The organism is Nocardioides sp. NPDC087217 (genome assembly GCF_044744805.1).
In the GTDB taxonomy this organism is placed as follows: Bacteria; Actinomycetota; Actinomycetes; order Propionibacteriales; family Nocardioidaceae; genus Nocardioides.
On record NZ_JBIUZB010000001.1, the window covers coordinates 641,966 to 658,796 of the forward strand.

14 protein-coding genes are annotated in these 16,831 nt (G+C 70.5%); 11 read left to right on the plus strand and 3 right to left on the minus strand.

The window, feature by feature from the left end:
• Positions 1-66: 66 nt before the first annotated feature.
• On the minus strand, positions 67-1,335 hold the full coding sequence (locus ACIO3S_RS03265; protein WP_400459359.1) for a lytic transglycosylase domain-containing protein: 1,269 nt from the start codon (positions 1,333-1,335) through the stop codon (positions 67-69).
• A 411-nt stretch (positions 1,336-1,746) separates the two neighbouring features.
• Between ACIO3S_RS03265 and ACIO3S_RS03270 the strand changes: the two genes are divergently transcribed.
• Genes ACIO3S_RS03270 through ACIO3S_RS03295 form a run of 6 tightly spaced genes read left to right on the plus strand, consistent with a single transcriptional unit; the run spans position 1,747 to position 8,166 of the window.
• A complete protein-coding gene (locus tag ACIO3S_RS03270; protein WP_400459361.1) occupies positions 1,747-3,729 on the plus strand; it encodes a neutral/alkaline ceramidase in 1,983 nt (660 codons plus the stop codon).
• Positions 3,726-4,667 carry a sphingomyelin phosphodiesterase gene (sph, locus tag ACIO3S_RS03275; RefSeq protein ID WP_400459364.1) on the plus strand — a complete coding sequence of 314 codons (942 nt, stop codon included), beginning with the start codon at positions 3,726-3,728 and terminating at the stop codon, positions 4,665-4,667. Before ACIO3S_RS03270 ends, sph begins: the two co-directional genes overlap by 4 nt.
• A gap of 9 nt (positions 4,668-4,676) precedes the next feature.
• Entirely contained in the window at positions 4,677-5,354 is a 678-nt protein-coding gene (locus ACIO3S_RS03280; protein ID WP_400459367.1) for a class II aldolase/adducin family protein, read from the plus strand.
• On the plus strand, positions 5,351-6,295 hold the full coding sequence (locus ACIO3S_RS03285) for a carbohydrate kinase family protein (RefSeq protein ID WP_400459370.1): 945 nt from the start codon (positions 5,351-5,353) through the stop codon (positions 6,293-6,295). The genes ACIO3S_RS03280 and ACIO3S_RS03285 overlap by 4 nt, the downstream gene beginning before the upstream one ends.
• A 3-nt stretch (positions 6,296-6,298) precedes the next feature.
• On the plus strand, positions 6,299-7,690 hold the full coding sequence (locus ACIO3S_RS03290) for a flavin monoamine oxidase family protein (RefSeq protein WP_400459372.1): 1,392 nt from the start codon (positions 6,299-6,301) through the stop codon (positions 7,688-7,690).
• Entirely contained in the window at positions 7,687-8,166 is a 480-nt protein-coding gene (locus tag ACIO3S_RS03295; RefSeq protein WP_400459375.1) for an SRPBCC family protein, read from the plus strand. The genes ACIO3S_RS03290 and ACIO3S_RS03295 overlap by 4 nt, the downstream gene beginning before the upstream one ends.
• Before the next feature lie 19 nt (positions 8,167-8,185).
• On the opposite strand, the gene ACIO3S_RS03300 is transcribed toward ACIO3S_RS03295, so the two are convergent.
• The gene (locus tag ACIO3S_RS03300) at positions 8,186-9,520 is read right to left on the minus strand and encodes a D-arabinono-1,4-lactone oxidase (RefSeq protein ID WP_400459378.1); all 1,335 of its coding nucleotides are present in this window, start codon (positions 9,518-9,520) and stop codon (positions 8,186-8,188) included.
• A 109-nt stretch (positions 9,521-9,629) separates the two neighbouring features.
• On the opposite strand from ACIO3S_RS03300, the gene ACIO3S_RS03305 reads away from it, so the two are divergent.
• Genes ACIO3S_RS03305 through ACIO3S_RS03315 form a run of 3 tightly spaced genes read left to right on the plus strand, consistent with a single transcriptional unit; the run spans position 9,630 to position 13,515 of the window.
• Positions 9,630-10,838 (plus strand): amino acid deaminase/aldolase, encoded by a 1,209-nt coding sequence (locus tag ACIO3S_RS03305; protein ID WP_400459380.1) that lies wholly within the window; start codon positions 9,630-9,632, stop codon positions 10,836-10,838.
• A complete protein-coding gene (locus ACIO3S_RS03310; protein WP_400459383.1) occupies positions 10,835-12,019 on the plus strand; it encodes an MFS transporter in 1,185 nt (394 codons plus the stop codon). The genes ACIO3S_RS03305 and ACIO3S_RS03310 overlap by 4 nt, the downstream gene beginning before the upstream one ends.
• Entirely contained in the window at positions 12,016-13,515 is a 1,500-nt protein-coding gene (locus ACIO3S_RS03315; RefSeq protein WP_400459386.1) for an aldehyde dehydrogenase family protein, read from the plus strand. Before ACIO3S_RS03310 ends, ACIO3S_RS03315 begins: the two co-directional genes overlap by 4 nt.
• Before the next feature lie 19 nt (positions 13,516-13,534).
• Here ACIO3S_RS03315 and ACIO3S_RS03320 read toward each other — a convergent pair whose 3' ends face one another.
• Positions 13,535-14,152 carry a TetR/AcrR family transcriptional regulator gene (locus ACIO3S_RS03320; RefSeq protein ID WP_400459389.1) on the minus strand — a complete coding sequence of 206 codons (618 nt, stop codon included), beginning with the start codon at positions 14,150-14,152 and terminating at the stop codon, positions 13,535-13,537.
• A 67-nt stretch (positions 14,153-14,219) separates the two neighbouring features.
• Here ACIO3S_RS03320 and ACIO3S_RS03325 point away from each other — a divergent pair, with 67 nt between their 5' ends.
• Both ACIO3S_RS03325 and ACIO3S_RS03330 read left to right on the plus strand, forming a co-directional pair.
• Positions 14,220-15,596 (plus strand): GH1 family beta-glucosidase, encoded by a 1,377-nt coding sequence (locus ACIO3S_RS03325; protein WP_400459392.1) that lies wholly within the window; start codon positions 14,220-14,222, stop codon positions 15,594-15,596.
• Positions 15,583-16,830, plus strand: a complete 1,248-nt coding sequence (locus ACIO3S_RS03330) for an MFS transporter (protein ID WP_400459395.1) — start codon at positions 15,583-15,585, stop codon at positions 16,828-16,830. Before ACIO3S_RS03325 ends, ACIO3S_RS03330 begins: the two co-directional genes overlap by 14 nt.
• Position 16,831 lies beyond the last annotated feature (1 nt).

Genomic DNA, 16,831 nt, shown 5'->3' on the forward strand with positions numbered 1-16,831 from the left:
TCCGCTGCGCCTCCTGACACGACGAAGGGGCCCCGCCGGATGGCGGGGCCCCTTCGTCGTGTCGGATCAGTTGCCGGTGAGGGCGCCGAACAGGCCGCCGAGGATGCCCTTGAGGATCAGCGTGAGCACGTTGCCGATGGTTGCGTTGACCTGCTCGAGCGTCTTGCCGGCCATGGCGTTCACGCACTGGGTCAGCGCCTGGCCAGACTGGGTCGCGCTCAGCAGCGGATACTTCGCCAGCTCACGCTGGCACGCGGAAAGAATCTGAGAGGGCGTGGCGACGATCGTCTCGACAGTCTCCTCGAGCGGCTTGGTCACCGTCTCGGCAGGACCTTCGGTGGCACCGCCGCCACCGCCGCCTGTGCCACCACCGGTGCTCCCGCCGGGAGTCTCCCCGGAAGGAGCCTCGCTGGAGGGGCCGGAGGGAGACTGCGAGGAGCCGCCGCGCGGGCCGGCCTGCTGGCCGCCTGCCCGGAACTCACGGTCCTTCTGCTTCGAAGACTTGGGAGCATCCATCCGCGGGATCGCGTAGTCGACCGGGACCGTGCTGTTCGGGATCGAGGTGAAGTCGCCGGAGCGGTAGGCCTCGGCGACACCGAGCACGGTCGTGACGTACGACTGGCTGTGGTTGTAGCGGAAGACCGCTGCCCGCGCGCCCTGGTCGGTGGAGAGGTCGTCGTCGCCGGAGCAGAGGTAGACGGCGGAGGCGAGGGCGGCGTCGTTGATGTCCTGGGGGTTGCGCTTGCCGTCGCCGTCGGCGTCCACGCCGACCATCGCCCAGGTGGAGGGGATGAACTGCATCGGGCCGACCGCGCGGTCGTAGCTGGTGTCGCCGTCGTACTGCCCACCGTCGGTGTCGGTGATCTGGGAGACGTTGCCCTTGCCGTTGAGCGGCACCCCGTAGATGCCGGGAGTGGAGACGCCCTCGGCGCTGAGCCGGTTGTCGTTGGCGCGACCGTGGTTGGACTCGACCCGCCCGATAGCGGCGATCAGCGGCCAGTCGATCTTGCAGGCGGCGTCCGCGGCGTTGATGACGGTGGCCGCGCGCTGGTAGGCGGCGAGCGCGGCGGACGGGATCCCGGCGGCGCTGGCCGTCCCGGGCAGCGACTTGTCGCCCCCGTTGGTCGAGGCCGACACGCTGGCCGGCGCCTCGATCGCCTCGGCCGGGACCGACGTCCCGTCGGGCAGGCTGAACGCGTCGTCGTATCTCGGCCCTGATGCGGTGGCACTCGACTGCGTCAGACCGGTGACGTTGACCGTCCAGGCTGCGCTCAGCAGCGCGAGCGGAACGAGCGCGGTCGCCTTCTGAAGGCGGCTGTAGCGCGAAGCGGACATCGAATCTCCCCTGGTGATCACCGCACTGAAAACGTACGGAGGTCGTGCTCCCTCATGCAACGTTCAAACGAACCGTCTCACGTCAAAGTTACGCGCGTCACGTTTTACGTGAACATAGCGTTCCACTAAACGAGACGCCTGTGAGACGGATGAAAGCTCCCGTTCATGACGCCGAACCCGGATCCGAAATATTTTGGTCCCAATATGTGGGTCAAGTGTCCAGGACGATTGACCGAGCGGGTGAAAAAGGTAATCCTCATCACACTGCCGGGCCACGGGAGGGCCGGGTGGAACTCCTCGAGAGGATCCGATCGAATGCGCCACCAGCGTTCAACCACGATGTGTGTCCGCCTGCTCGTCGCCTCAGTCGTCGCCACCGGGCTCTTGTTCGGGCCCTCGCCGGGATCGGCCATGAACAGTGCGAGTGCCGCGCCCGAGTCGGCGTACCTCGTCGGCCGTGGGATCGCCGACGTCACCGGCGAGCCGGGGGAGAACGGCATGATGGGATATGCCGACATCGCGCAGAGCACCACCGGCATCCACATGCGTCAGCGCGCCCGCGCCTTCGTGATCGCCGACGCGGCGAGCGGTGAGCGCGTGGTCCATGTCGTGGCCGACGTCGGGATGATCTTCCAGGGCGTGCGCGACGCGGTCCTCACCAAGCTCGAGCAGCGGTACGGCGACCGCTACAGCGAGCGCAACGTCATGCTCACCGCGACCCACACCCACGCCGGTCCGGGCGGGTTCTCGCACCACAATCTCTACAACATCACGACCCTCGGCTACCACGAGAAGACCTTCCGGGCGCTCGTCGACGGCATCGTCGCCGCGATCGGACGCGCCGACGCCGACCTCGCACCGGCGGACCTCAGCCTCTCGACCAGCCAGCTCACCAACGCCAACGTCAACCGCTCCAAGCAGGCGTTCGACCGCAACCCGGAGGCCGACAAGGCGTACTTCCCCGACGGCGCCGACACCCGCAGCACCACGCTTCAGGTACGCCGCAAGGCCCCTGACGGGTCGACCAGTCTCGACGGGGTCATCAACTGGTTCCCCGTCCACGCCACGAGCATGTCGACCAACAACACGCTGATCAGCCCCGACAACAAGGGCTACGCGGAGTACGCCTGGGAGCGGCAGGTGCGCAGCGTCGACTACATCGACGACACCGACCCCGACTTCGTGGCGTCGTTCGCGCAGTCCAACGCCGGCGACATGTCGCCCAACCTCAACCTGCAGCCGACCGACGGCCCGACCAGGGACGAGTTCGAGAACACCCGCATCATCGGCACCCGGATGTTCGACGCGGCCCGCGAGGGGCTCGGGTCCGACAAGCGGTCGCTCGAGGGCAGCATCGACTCACGCATCGTGTACGTCGACTTCTCCGAGGTCGCCGTACGGCCGGAGTTCGCACCCGACGGCAAGCCGCACCACACCTGCTCGGCCGCGCTCGGCGCCTCCTTCGCCGCAGGCAGCACCGAGGACGGCGGTGGCGGACTGCCGATCTTCAAGGAGGGCAAGGACGGCGGCAACCCGCTGGTCGGGCTGATCGCCGAGGCGCTCTACACCGCGTCGCCCGAGCTGAAGGCCTGCCAGGCGCCCAAGGAGGTGCTGCTCCCCGTCGGCGACCTCGACCTGGTGCAGCAGAAGCTGCCGGTGCAGCTGATGAAGATCGGCGACTTCTACCTGGTCGGGATGCCGGCAGAGGTCACCGTGGTGTCGGGTCTACGGATCCGACGGGCCGTCGCCGAGGCGGTCGGCACCGATCTCGAGAACGTCCTGGTCCAGGGCTACGCCAACGCCTACGCCCACTACCTGACGACGCCGGAGGAGTACGACTCCAAGGAGTACGAGGGTGCGAGCACCCTGTTCGGTCGCTATGAGCTGCCGGCGTTCATGCAGGTGGCCTCCGACCTCGGTACGGCGATGCGCGCCGGGGTCGACGTACCGCAGGGGGAGAAGGAGGCCGACCGCAGCGTCTGGCAGATGCCGTCGCCCAGTGGCGCCGTGCTCGTCGATGCGCCGCAGATCGGCCGGAGGTTCGGCGACGTGCTGACTGCGCCGGGCTCGATCTACCGTCCCGGCCAGCAGGTCAGCGTGGTCTTCGCCGGGGCGCACCCCAACAACGACCTCCATCTCGGCGGCAGCTACCTGGCCGTCGAGCGCAAGGTGGGTACGACCTGGCGGCGGGTCGCCGACGACGGCGACTGGTCGACGAAGTTCCGCTGGGCGCGCGACGGCATCGCGGCCTCCGAGGTGACGATCACGTGGGACGTCCCACCTGGCACAGCGTCAGGGAGCTACCGGATCCGCTACTTCGGCGATGCGCGCAACCTGCTCGGGACGGTCTCGTCGTTCACCGGCACCTCGCCCGTCTTCGGGGTCAGCTCGTGAGCCGGGTCGCGGGTCGGGTGGTGGGCGTCGCTCTGCTGGCGGCGTCGGGGCTCGCGCTCCCGGGGACCGCCACGGCCGCACCCGACGCGGCGCCCGCCACGCCGCGCGTGCGAGTGCTCACCCACAACGTGCAGATGTTGCCGCCGATCATCGGTGGCAAGGCCAACGCCACCCGGGCCGAGCTGATCGCGAAGGCCGACTACGTGAAGGGCTATGACGTGGTCGTCTTCGACGAGGCCTTCGACAACGGTCCGTCGGAGACCCTCAAGAGCCGGCTCGCAGCGCAGTATCCCCACCAGACGCCTGTGCTCGGGCGCTCGAGGTCGGGCTGGGACGAGACCCTCGGCGCCTACTCCTGGCTGACCCCCGAGGACGGCGGTGTGACGATCCTGAGCAAGTGGCCGATCACCCACAAGATCCAGTACGTCTACAGCGGCGGGTGCGGCGCCGACGCGCTCTCCAACAAGGGCTTCGTCTACGTGAGGCTGGATGTCGACGGCACTCCCGTCCACGTCGTCGGCACCCACGTCCAGGCGGAGGACCCGCTCTGCTTCGGTGGCGGGGCCGCCGTCCGCGCCGAGCAGTTCGCGGCGATCGACGACTTCCTGGACGGCCTGGCGATCCCGGCCGACGAACAGGTCATCGTGACCGGCGACCTCAACGTCGACAAGGCCTCGCCCGAGTACGCCGACCTGCTCGCGGCCACCGACACCGTCGCCCCGACGTCGTACGCCGGGCACTCGTTCAGCTGGGACCCGACGACGAACCCGCTGGCCACGGGCGCGCAGGAGCACCTCGACTACGTGCTGCATCGCCGCGGCCACGTACGCCCGCGGACGTGGACCAACACGGTGCTCACGCCCACGTCGCCGCCCTGGGAGTACGCCGGGACGACCTACACCGACTACTCCGACCACTATCCCGTCGCAGGCAGCTGAGGAGCTCCGATGACTGTCACGTCGAACCTTCTGGCCGCCGAGCGGGAGGCGGTCGCCGATGCCTGCCGGGCGTTGGCTGCCGAAGGGCTCGTCATCGGTACGGCGGGCAACGTCAGCGTCCGCTCCGGTGACCTGGTCGCGATCACCGCGACCGGGGCGTCGTTCGCCACGATGACCGCAGACCAGGTGACCGTCCTCGACCTCGACGGGCAGGTCGTCGCGGGTGAGCTCGCGCCGACCTCCGAGGTCGACCTGCACCTCGGGCTCTACCGACGCCGGGAGACCGGCGCGATCGTCCACACGCACGCTCCGATGGCCACCGCGCTGTCATGCGTCCTGACCGAGCTGCCGTGCGTTCACTACGGTCTGCTGGCACTTGGCGGCACGGTCCGCGTGGCTCCGTACGCGACCTTCGGCACGCCGGAGCTCGCCGAGCTGGTCATCAAGGCTCTCGAGGGGCGCGGCGGCGCGCTCATGGCCAACCACGGGGCGATCACTCATGCGGCCGACCTGGTCAAGGCGGTCGAGCTGGCCCTGCTCCTGGAGTGGGGCTGCACCGTCTACTGGCGAGCCGCCGCCATCGGCACCCCGCGTGTCCTCGACGAAGACCAACAGGCCGCGGTGATCCATGCCGCCCTGACCCGCAGCTACGGCACCACCCGCCCCTCATCACAGGAGAACTCGTGACCACTTCCCCCACCGTCGTCACCCTCGGCGCACACGTGCTCGACACACTGGTACGCCACGTCGAGTCGATCCCCGAAGGACAGGCCGGCCAGCTGGTCGACGAGATCCGGGTCACCGCGGCCGGGCCTGCCGGTGGCACCGCGCTGGTGCTCTCCAAGCTCGGTGCGACCGTGGTCAGCGCGGGCGCCATCGGGACCGACGCGGTCGGCGACCAGCTGCTCTCGCTGCTGCGGCGCGACGGCGTGGACACCGAGCATCTGGTACGCCGAGAGGACCACCAGACCTCCGCGAGCGTGCTCCCGATCCGCCCCGACGGGTCGCGGCCGGCGTTCCACGTGATCGGGGCCAACGGCGCCTACGGTGCCGACGACGCGCCGCTGGACGTGATCGCCGCGGCGGACCACCTGCACCTCGGGGGCCCGGAGTTCATGGGCGGCGACGCGGCCGCGAAGATCCTCGCCCATGCGCGCGACAACGGTGTGACCACGTCGCTCGACTCCCTCGCGCCCGGCGACCCGGGCATGTTCGAGTGGATCGCGGCCGCGTTCCCCTATGTCGACCACCTGCTGGTCAACGACGAGCAGGCCCTCGGCTGGACCGGTGCCGCCGACCTGGAGGCGGCCTGCCGCGCGCTGGTCGAGGCCGGCGCCGGCTGCGTGGCCGTGACAGCCGGCGCCCAGGGCGCGGTCGTGGTGACCGCGGACGACACGGTCCGGGTGCCGGCGTACGACATCGAGGTCGTCGACACCACCGGTTGCGGCGACGCGTTCTCGGCGGGCTACATCCGGGGTCTCGCGCTCGGCCGGACGCCCGTCGAGGCGGCCGCGCTGGGCTGCGCGACCGCCGCCCAGGTCGCCGGCGGGCTCGGCTCCGACTTCGGCAGCTTCGACCTCGCCTCGGTCGAGAGATTCGCCGCCGACGCGGCGCTCAAGGAGGTCTGAGCGGTGCCGCGCCCCGCTCGGGTCGACGTGGCGATCGTCGGCGCAGGGCTGGCCGGGCTGACCGCCGCTCGTGCCCTGGTCGCCGCGGGCCTCAGCGTCGTCGTGCTCGAGGCGCGCGACCGGGTGGGCGGTCGCACCCTCAACCACGACCTCGGCGACGGCCAGGTCGTGGAGGCCGGCGGGCAGTTCGTCGGGCCGACCCAGAACCACATCCTCGGGCTGGCCGCCGAGCTGGACGTCAAGACCTTCCCGGCGTACACCGAGGGCGAGTCGGTCTACGTCCGCGGCGGCCGCGCCAAGCGCTACGCAGGCGACGTACCTCCGGACCCGACGGCCCTGGCGGACGTCGCGGTGACGATGGCTCGTATCGACCGGCTCGCCAGGCGGATCCCCTTGGGCGCACCATGGCGGGCACGCAACGCCGCCCGGCTGGACGCGGTCACCTTCGACTCGTGGATCCGCGACACCACGGTCAGCGCCGCCGGCGTCGACCTGGTCAACATCTTCTTCGGGTCGGCCTACGGCGGCACCGCGGCGGATGCCTCGGCCCTGTTCAGCCTCCACTACGTCGCCGGCATGGGCGACGAGGACAACCCCGGCTCCATCACCCGGGGGATCGGTGTGGAGGGCGGAGCCCAGCAGGATCGCTTCGTCGGCGGCTCGCAGGCGGTCTCGCTGGCGATGGCCGAGCAGCTGGGGGACCGGGTGGTGCCGAACGCTCCGGTGCGCGCGATCGAGCAGAACGGCCGCACCGTGAAGCTGCGTACCGACGCGGGTGTGTGGCAGGCCGGGCATGCGATCGTGGCCGTCCCGCCCCCGCTCGCCGGCAAGATCTCGTGGTCGCCGTTGCTGCCCGCGCCGCAGGCGGCTCTCTTCGACCGGATGCCGATGGGCAACCTGATGAAGTGCGAGGCGGTGTACGACGAGCCGTTCTGGCGCGCGGACGGGCTCTCCGGCCAGGCCACGTTCCGCTCGCCCGACTCCGCGATCTGCTCGATGTTCGACAACACCCCGCCGAGCGGCGGACCCGGTGTGCTGATGGGTTTCCTCGGTGGCCGCGCCTGGCGGGCGCTGGCCCACCGGCCGCCCCGCGAACGCCGGGCCGCCGTGCTGCGTACCTTCGCCCGGGCCGTCGGGCGGGAGGCGCTGCGGCCGCGCGACTACTTCGAGCAGGACTGGTCGAGCGAGGAGTGGACCCGGGGCGGGCCGACCTCGGTCCTGGCGCCCGGCGTGCTCACCGCGCTCGGCGCCTGGCGGGACCGCCCCTTCGGGCTCGTGCACTGGGCCGGCGCGGAGCACGCCGACTACTGGAACGGCTACATGGACGGCGCCGTCCGCTCCGGCCGCGACGCCGCGGCCGCCGTGATCGACGTACTGGAAGGAACTGAGAGATGAGCATGACCGAGCTGAGCGAGACCGCTGTGCTGGCCGTCCCTGTGGAGCGGGTCTGGCAGGTGGTGTCGGCGACGAACCGGTACGCCGAGTGGGTGGACGGCGTCTTCGAGGTGACCGACCATCACGGCGAGGCCGAGGTCGGCCGCACCTACGCTGAGCGCAACCGCACCATCGGACCGCTGTCCACGCGGTCGACCTGGACGGTCCGGGAGATCGAGCCCCTGACGACCCGCATCGACACCGGTGAGGGCTTCGCCCCGCTGCACGAGATGACCAACGTCTTCCGGTTCCGGCCGGTCGCTGTCGACGGTGTCGACAATGCCGGCACCGAGATGACGTACGCCGTCCGTTACCGCGTCGGTCTCGGCCCGCTCGGCGCGGTGATCGACAAGGTCACCCAGCCTGGGTTGCGGAAGGCGTTCCAGCAGTCGATGCGCAACCTGGAGGACCTGATCGTCGCCGAGGGTGCGGACTGACCGCCCCACCGTCGAGGGATCAGTGCCGGATCGGCGACGCTTGATTCTTGGTGAGGCCGAGGACCCGGTCGAGGTACGGATTGGCGAAGACGCCGGTCGGGTCGAGCTCGTCGCGTAGCGCGGTGAAGTCGCCGAATCGCGGGTATCGCTCGGCGAGGTCGGCCGCGGTGAGCCGGTGCATCTTGCCCCAGTGCGGACGCCCGTCGGCGGCGCCGAGGATGTCCTCGCAGACGGAGAACCAGCGCTCGTGGGGCATCCGGTGGTACTGGTGGAAGGCGACGTACGCGACGTCGCGGTCGTACGCCGGCGAGAGCCAGATGTCGTCGCTCCTCACGAAGCGGACCTCGAGCGGGAACGACACCTTCTCGTCATGGGTGTCGACCCATCGCCGGAGCTCGCGGAGCACGTCTGCGACCGCGGCCCGCGGGACGGCGTACTCACCCTCGCGGAAGCGCACATCGCGGTGGGAGGCGAACACGTTCGGGGCCAGGTCGGTGAAGTCCCGGGACGACACCGCGCGGGTCACGAACCGGCTGATCCCGGGCACCAGGCCGGGGAATCGGGTGCCGAGGCGCAGCATCGCCTCGAAGCCGATGTTGGTGACGATCCTGTCGTCGATCGTCCTGGCGAGCGTGCTCATCGGGTTGAGCTCGACATCGCCCGGAAGCCGTTGGAACTGGCGCGTCAGCGCGGTGGTGGTGTGCGGGAACCAGAAGAACTCGAAGTGGTCGTTGCCCGCCACCAGCTCGTCGAGCCCGTCGAGGGTCTCGTCGAGCGGCATCGGCGCGTCGACAGCGCGCAGGGCGTAGAGCGGCACGCACTGGAGGGTGACCGTGGTGATGACGCCGAGGGATCCGATCGACACCCGTGCGGCTTCGAAGAGCTCCGGCCGCTCCTCGCGTGAGCACGTCACGACCGAGCCGTCGGCGAGCACCAGCTCGAGCGCGCGGATCTGGTTGGAGATGCTCCGAAACCTCTCGCCGCTGCCGTGGGTGCCGGTCGAGACCGCGCCGGCGACGGTCTGCCGGTCGATGTCTCCGAGGATCTCCATCGCCAGGCCGTGCTGGGCGAGCATCGGGTTGAGCCGGTGCAGCGGGAGTCCGGCCCCGACGGTGACCAGGCCCGAGTCCGCGTCGACGGCGAGCACGCCGTCCAGCCGGTCCGGCCGGAGCTGCAGCCCGGGCGCGACGGCCGCGCCGGTGAAGGAGTGCCCGGATCCGATGGCGCGCACGGTCAGGCCGTCGGCGACGGCAGCCTTCACCGCGGCCGCGACCTCATCGGTCGTCCCGGGCGTGGCCACGCGTGCCGGGGTCACCTCTTCGGTACCGGACCAGTTGCGCCATCGAGTGCTCATGGATGGGTCCCTTCTGTGGGCAGTCGGGCCTCAGGATGACCCAGGTCACAGCAAAGGTCAATAGTCTTGGACACTTGACCTAATTCGGTGGTCGGTCCATGCTCGACGAATGCTGGATCTCACCGTCCCGACGCGCGTACGTGCCTCCTTCGACGACCTCGAAGCCGCCACCGCCGACCTCCCCACGCCGTACGCCGTGGTGGACGTGGCCGCGCTGCGCACCAATGCGGCCGACCTGGTTCGCCGTGCCGGCGGCACGCCGATCCGCGTCGCGAGCAAGTCCGTGCGCTGCCGTGCCCTGATGCGGAGCACCCTGGCGATGCCGGGCTTCCAGGGTGTGCTCGCCTACACCCTGCCCGAGGCTCTCTGGCTCGCGGGTGAGGTCGAGGACGTCGTGGTCGGCTACCCGACCGCGGACACGGCCGCCATCCGGCGGCTCGCCGCCGACGACCTGCTGGCCTCTCGGGTGACCCTGATGATCGACAGCGTCGAGCATCTGGAGCTGATCGCCGCCGCGGCCGGCGCCAGCGGTCCGCGGATCCGGATCTGCATCGAGCTCGACGCCTCGCTCCGCCTGGCGTCCGGTCGAGTGCACCTCGGCGCCCGGCGCTCGCCCGTGCACGCGCCCGAGCAGGCGGCCGCGCTCGCCCGGGCCGTCGTGGCGCATCCGCGCTGCGAGCTCGTCGGCGTGATGGCGTACGAAGGCCAGATCGCGGGAATGGGCGACAACCAGCCGGGCCTGTCCAAGCACGTCGTCCGGGCGCTGCAGCGGAGGTCCGTCGACGAGCTGGCCGAACGACGGGCCGCCGCCGTGGCCGCTGTGCGCCGCGTGGCGCCGCTGGAGTTCGTCAACGGCGGCGGCACCGGCAGCATCGAGACGACCGTCGCCGAGGACGCCGTGACCGAGGTGGCCGCCGGGTCGGGACTGCTCGCTCCGCACCAGTTCGACCACTACACCCGCTTCCGCCCCCAGCCCGCGGCGTACTTCGTCCTGTCGGTGGTACGCCGCCCCTCACCGCGTCACGCGACGGTTCTCGGCGGTGGGTGGATCGCCTCCGGAGCCGCCGGCAAGGATCGGCTCCCGATCCCCGTGTGGCCGCGCGGCCTCGGTCTGGTGCCGTCCGAGGGGGCGGGCGAGGTGCAGACGCCGCTGACCGGTGCTGCGGCCGCCCGGCTCGGGATCGGCGACCGGGTGTGGTTCCGGCACACCAAGGCCGGCGAGCTCTGCGAGCACGTCGACGAGCTGGTGCTCGTCGACGGCGGCAGCGTCGTCGACACCGTCCCGACCTACCGAGGAGAAGGAAGGACGTTCCTGTGACCACGACCGTCACCACCGCGCCGCCACGGGCGGCCCGCCGGGCCTGTTTCGCGGCCTTCGGGATCCAGGGCTTCACCTTCGCGTCCCTGATCAGCCGGCTGCCCACGATCAAGGCCGAGCACGACCTGAGCGACTACCAGGTGCTCCTGCTGTTGGGTGGCGTGGCGATCGCGTCGGCCGTCGGCAGCGTCATCACCGGGTACGCCGCCGCACGCTTCGGCAGCGCCCGGGTCCTCAGGGCCGCGCTCGTCGGCGCGTCGGTGGCGACACTGCTGGTCGCCCTCCCGGACGGCGTTGCGGGCCTGGTAGTCGCGGTGTGTGCGTACGGGCTCTTCGTCGGTCAGATCGATGCGGCGATGAACATGCAGGGCGTCGGCATCGAGGACCTCTACGGCCGCAGCATCATGGTCGGCTTCCACGGTATGTGGAGCCTCGGCGCGGTCATCGGCGGCGGCTACGCGGCGCTGACCCTGGAGCTGGGCTGGTCGCTCCTGCTGTCGTTCGCGATCGTCTGCGCGGTCGGACTCGTGCTCAACGCCGCGCTGCTGGGCGACCTGCTGGTGGTCGACCCCATCGACGGCCATGTCGACGCCGATGACCACACGCCGCACCCACCGCAGGTGCCGTGGCTGCCGGTCCTGCTGCTCGCCGTACCCACCTTCGTGATGTGGTTCCTCGACTCGTCGATCTCGGCCTGGGGTGGCATCTACCTGGTCGACGGGCTGTCGTCGACGCAGAGCGCGGCGGCCCTGGCGTTCACGGCGTACCAGGCCGTGCTGCTGCTCACCCGGCTGGTCGGTGACACGGTCGTACGCCGCATCGGGCCGGTGCGCACCGTGCGCATCAGCGGTCTCGTCGCGATCGTCTCGATGGCGCTGGTCGTCGCCGCGCCGTCGGTGTGGGTCGCGATCGTGGGCTTCGGCCTGCTCGGAGCCGGCCTGGCGATGATCCCGCCGCTGTCGTTCGTCGCGGCCGGCCACCTCGACGCCGACGGCGGCGGTCAGGCCGTCGCCCGAGTCAACGTGTCCAACTACGTCGGCTACCTCGTGGCCGCCGTCGCCATCGCCACCGTCGCCGAGCAGGTCAGTCACCGCGCGATGTTCGTGCTGCCGCTGCTGCTGAGCCCGGTCCTGTTGCTGATGGCATCCCGATTCGCCCCCCAGTTAAGGAGCAAGGCATGAGTGCTGTCATCGAGGTCGAGAACCCGTCGACAGGCAAGACGATCGAGAGCGTTCCCGACCTCGGTCCGGTCGAGGTCGAGGCGCTCGTCGCCACCGCCAGGGCCGCGCAGCCGGCCTGGGCCGCCCTCGGGTACGCCGGCCGCGGCCGCTACCTGCGCCGCATGCAGAAGTGGTTCCTGGACAACGCCGACCAGATCGCCGAGACGATCCACGCCGAGAACGGCAAGTCGCTCGACGAGGCCAACATCGAGGTGATGTACGGCGCTGTCGCGAGCGCGTTCTGGGCCAAGCACGCCTCGGCGTACCTCGCCGACGAGAAGATCACCAGCCGGTCGCCGCTCGTGCTCGGGCGCAAGCTGGTCGTCCGCTACCAGCCGGTGGGCGTCGTCGGCGTGATCGGGCCGTGGAACAACCCGCTCCTCAACAACTTCGGCGACGTGATCCCGGCGCTCGCGGCCGGCAACACCGCCGTGCTCAAGCCGTCGGAGATCACTCCGCTCACGTCGGTGCTGATGGCCGAGATGGCCCGCGAGATCGGGCTTCCCGACGGCGTCTTCAGCGTCGCGACCGGGACCGGGGCGGCGGGCGCGGCGCTCGTGGAGCACGTGGATGCGGTGATGTTCACCGGCTCCACCCGGACCGGAAAGAAGGTCGCCGGGCGCTGCGGCGAGCGGCTGATCCCGTGCAGCCTCGAGCTCGGCGGCAAGGACCCGGTGATCGTGCTGGCCGATGCCGATCTCGAACGTGCGGCGAACGTGACGCTCTTCAGCGCGATGCACAACTCCGGCCAGACCTGCACCTCCTCGGAGCGCGTGTACGTCGAGGCGCCGGTCTACGACGAGTTCGTGGCCTTGATGACCGAGCGCTTCGAGTCGCTGCGCGTGGGTGAGTCGACCGGCTTCGGCACGTCGGAGTCGGGGTCGCTGACCTTCCCGCCGCAGCTCGACACCGTCACCCGGCATGTCGAGGACGCGGTGGCCGGCGGTGCGAAGGCCCTCACCGGAGGCGGTGTACGCCAGGGCGAGGGGCGGTTCTTCGAGCCGACGCTGCTGGTCGATGTCGACCAGGACATGGCGTGCATGCGCGAGGAGACGTTCGGTCCGACGCTGCCGATCATGAAGGTCGCCGACGCGGCCGAGGCCGTGCGGCTGGCCAACGACTCGGCGTACGGCCTGCAGGCGGCGGTCTACACCAAGGACCTCGCCAAGGGGCAGCGCATCGCGCGCGAGCTCCAGGCCGGCACCGTCACCGTCAACGACGCACTCGCCAACTACTTCGCTCTCGAGCTGCCGATGGGCGGGTGGAAGGACTCCGGTCTCGGCGCCCGGCACGGGCGGGACGGCATCCGGAAGTTCACCAAGCGGCAGTCGATCCTGGTGACCCGCTTCGGCATGAAGAACGAGCTCCACGGCATGCCGTTCAAGGCCACGAACATCCGGACGCTGACCCGGCTCATCAAGACGCTCTACGGCCACCCCCGCAACACGAAGGACTGAGCCCTGCGAGGCCCGGCGGTCAGTCCGTCGGACCGGGTGAGGGCGGGGCGAGGAGAGGTAGTGCCTCGAGCAGGATGTCGAAGGCTCCGAGCACGTCCGCGTCCGGGTCGAGCAGGGCCTGCAGTTGCAGGCCGTCCATCGCCGCCATCACCAGGCGCGCAACGCCCGCCAGGTCTGTAGTGGGTGCCGCGTCCGGCTCGGCCGGTGCGGCCTCGGTCAGCGCTGCGGTGAACTCGGCGACGGTACGCCGGTAGCGGGCCACGGTGAAGTCGTGGGCCGGGTGGCTCGGGACGATCGACTCGGCGGTGACGGTGGTGAACAGCTGGGTCAGCCCGCGGTCGGCGATGGCCCGCTCGAACATGCTCCGCGCCACCTGGGCCTGCTCGTCCCAGGTGGTGCCGGCGTCCGACTGCTGGCGCGAGGCCTGGTCACGCTCCTCCAGCACGGCCATCAGCAGGCCCGTCTTGGAGCCGAAGTGATGCAGCACCCCGGCCTGGCTCATGCCGGCCAGGTCGGCGATCTCGCGCAGCGACGCCCCGTGGCTGCCGCGGCGCCCGAACACGTCCTGCGCCACGTCGAGGATCCGGCGCCGCTGCTCGGCGGACTTGGCGTAAGGACCACGGGCTCGGCTGGACATGCTCGCAGTCTAGGTGGCCCGAACGAAAACCTAGCGGCCATTCGGTATTGGCGTTATGGTCATGGCCATGACCCGGCCGCTGCCCCGATTCCCCGCTGGCTTCGAGTGGGGTGTCGGCGCCTCGGCGTACCAGACCGAAGGTGCGCTCGACGCCGACGGGCGGGGACGGTCCACGTGGGACGTGTTCTGCGAGCAGCCCGGGCGGATCGCCGACGGATCGACGCCGACGACCAGCGCCGGCTTCTACGACCGCTACCCCGAGGACATCGCGCTGGTACGCGACCTCGGCGCCGACGTCTACCGGTTCTCGATCGCCTGGCCACGGATCCTGCCGACCGGGTCGGGCGAGGTCAACGCGAAGGGCCTGGACTTCTACGACCGGGTCGTCGACGAGATGCTGGCGGCCGGCCTCAAGCCGGCGCCGACCCTCTACCACTGGGACACCCCGCTGCCGATCGAGGAGGCCGGCGGCTGGATGAACCGAGACACCGCGCTCCGCTTCGGCGAGTACGCCGCGGTCGTGGCCGAGCGGCTGGCCGACCGCGCGGCGTACTGGATCCCGCTCAACGAGCCGGTCGTGCTCTCGTTGCTCGGCTACGCGATCGGCGGCTTCGCCCCCGGGCAGGAGCTGCTCTTCGAGTCGCTGCCGACCGTCCACCACCAGCTGCTCGCCCACGGGCTCAGCGTCCAGGCGATCCGTGCGGCCGGCGGCCGCAGCATCGGGACGGCCAACCCGCACGCACCGACCTGGCCCGCCTCCGACAGTCCGGAGGACCTCGCCGCCGCTGCGTTCAGCGCCGACCTCACCGACTGGATCTGGGGCGACCCGATCCTCCTCGGAAGCTACCCTGAGGGGTATGCCGAGGGGATGCCCGGTCCGGTCGCCGAAGACCTCGCGGTCATCTCGACCCCGCTCGACTTCTACGGCGTCAACTACTACAGCCCGCAGCGAGTCGCAGCCCCGACCGGTGAGCCGTCGTTGATCCAGGAGCACGAGATCCCGGCGGAGATGCCGTTCCGGGCGGTCGAGGTCGACGGGCCCAAGACCGGGCTCGGCGGCGAGATCAGCCCCGACGGCCTGCGCGAGATCCTGCTGACGCTGACCGAGCGGTACGGCGAGAGCCTGCCGCCACTGATCGTCACCGAGAACGGCACCTCCCAGCAGCCCGGCACCGAGGAACCCGGTCCGGACGGCAGGATCCACGACGACGGCCGGATCGACTACCTCGACGCGCACGTGCGCGCCGTACGCCAGGCGATCGAGGAGGGCGCGGACGTCCGCGGCTACTGGGTCTGGTCGCCGACCGACAACTTCGAGTGGACCCAGGGCTTCACCCAGCGCTTCGGCCTCGTGCACGTCGACTACGACACCCTGGTGCGTACGCCGAAGGACTCCTACTCCTGGTATCAGCAGCTGATCGGCGCCCAACGTGACCAGTTCTGAGCTCACTCTGTCGGCGCTGGATGAGCCGGCCAAGCCGGCCCCGATGTCATGGGTGGCCGCGATCTCGCTGGCCAACGTCGGACTGTTCACCGCATGGTTCGGCCCGATCCTGACCCTGCTCGGGATGCAGGCGGAGCGGTTCGCCGGTGACGACAAGGAGGCCGCGCTCGCCTGGGTCGTCGGCATCGGCGCGCTCTGCTCGACGGTCGCCAACCCGGTCTTCGGCGCGCTCTCGGACCGGACGACGTCGCGCTACGGCCGCCGCCTGCCGTGGACGGTCCTCGGCATCTGCGGCGGCGTGGCCAGCCTGGTGCTGCTGGCCTTCGCGCCGAACCTCGTCGTGGTGGCCATCGGATGGTGCCTGGCCCAGATCGCCCTCAACGCGAACTTCGCGGCGATCACCGCCGCCGTACCCGACCATGCGCCGCACCAGCAGCGCGGCACCATCGGCGGCTTCCTCGGCCTCGCCCAGACCCTCGGTGCCGTCGTCGGCGCCGGGCTCGCGGCTGCTGCGGGTGGGATCGTCGGTGGCTATCTCGCGTGCGCGGTCTTCCTGGTGATCGCGAGCGCGCCGTACGTCGCGATGCGCCGCGACCTGGTCCTCGACCCCGCCGACCGGCCATCGTTCTCGTGGGGAACGTTCCTCCGCGGCTTCTGGATCAGCCCTCGCCTGCACCCCGACTTCGCCTGGGCGTGGCTCACTCGCTTCCTGATGAACCTCGGGTTCGCGATCGGGCTGGTCTACCTGCTCTTCTACCTCGACGACGCGGTTCACCACGAGAACCCCGAAGCCGGCGTCTTCCTGCTCTCGGCGGTCAACTCCCTCGCTCTGCTGGTCACGGTCGTCGCCGGCGGATGGCTGTCGGACCGGTTCGACCGCCGCCGGATCTTCGTGACCGTCGCCGGCGTCGTGATGGCTGCCGGCACCCTCTCGCTGGCCGGCTTCCACTCCTGGACGGCCGCGATCATCGGCGTGGCCGTCCTCGGTCTCGGCATGGGCGTGTTCACCTCGGTCGACCTCGCGCTGATGATCGACGTACTTCCCGAGGCGATCGACCGCGGCAAGGACCTCGGCGTCGTCAACATCGCCAACTCGCTTCCGCAGGTGCTCGCCCCCATCGTGGCTGCGCCGATCGTGAGCGTGCTCGGCGGCTACTCCACCCTGTACGCCGTCGCCGCCGGAGTGACGCTGATCGGCGCCGTCCTGGTCTACCGGATCAAGTCCGTTCGATAGG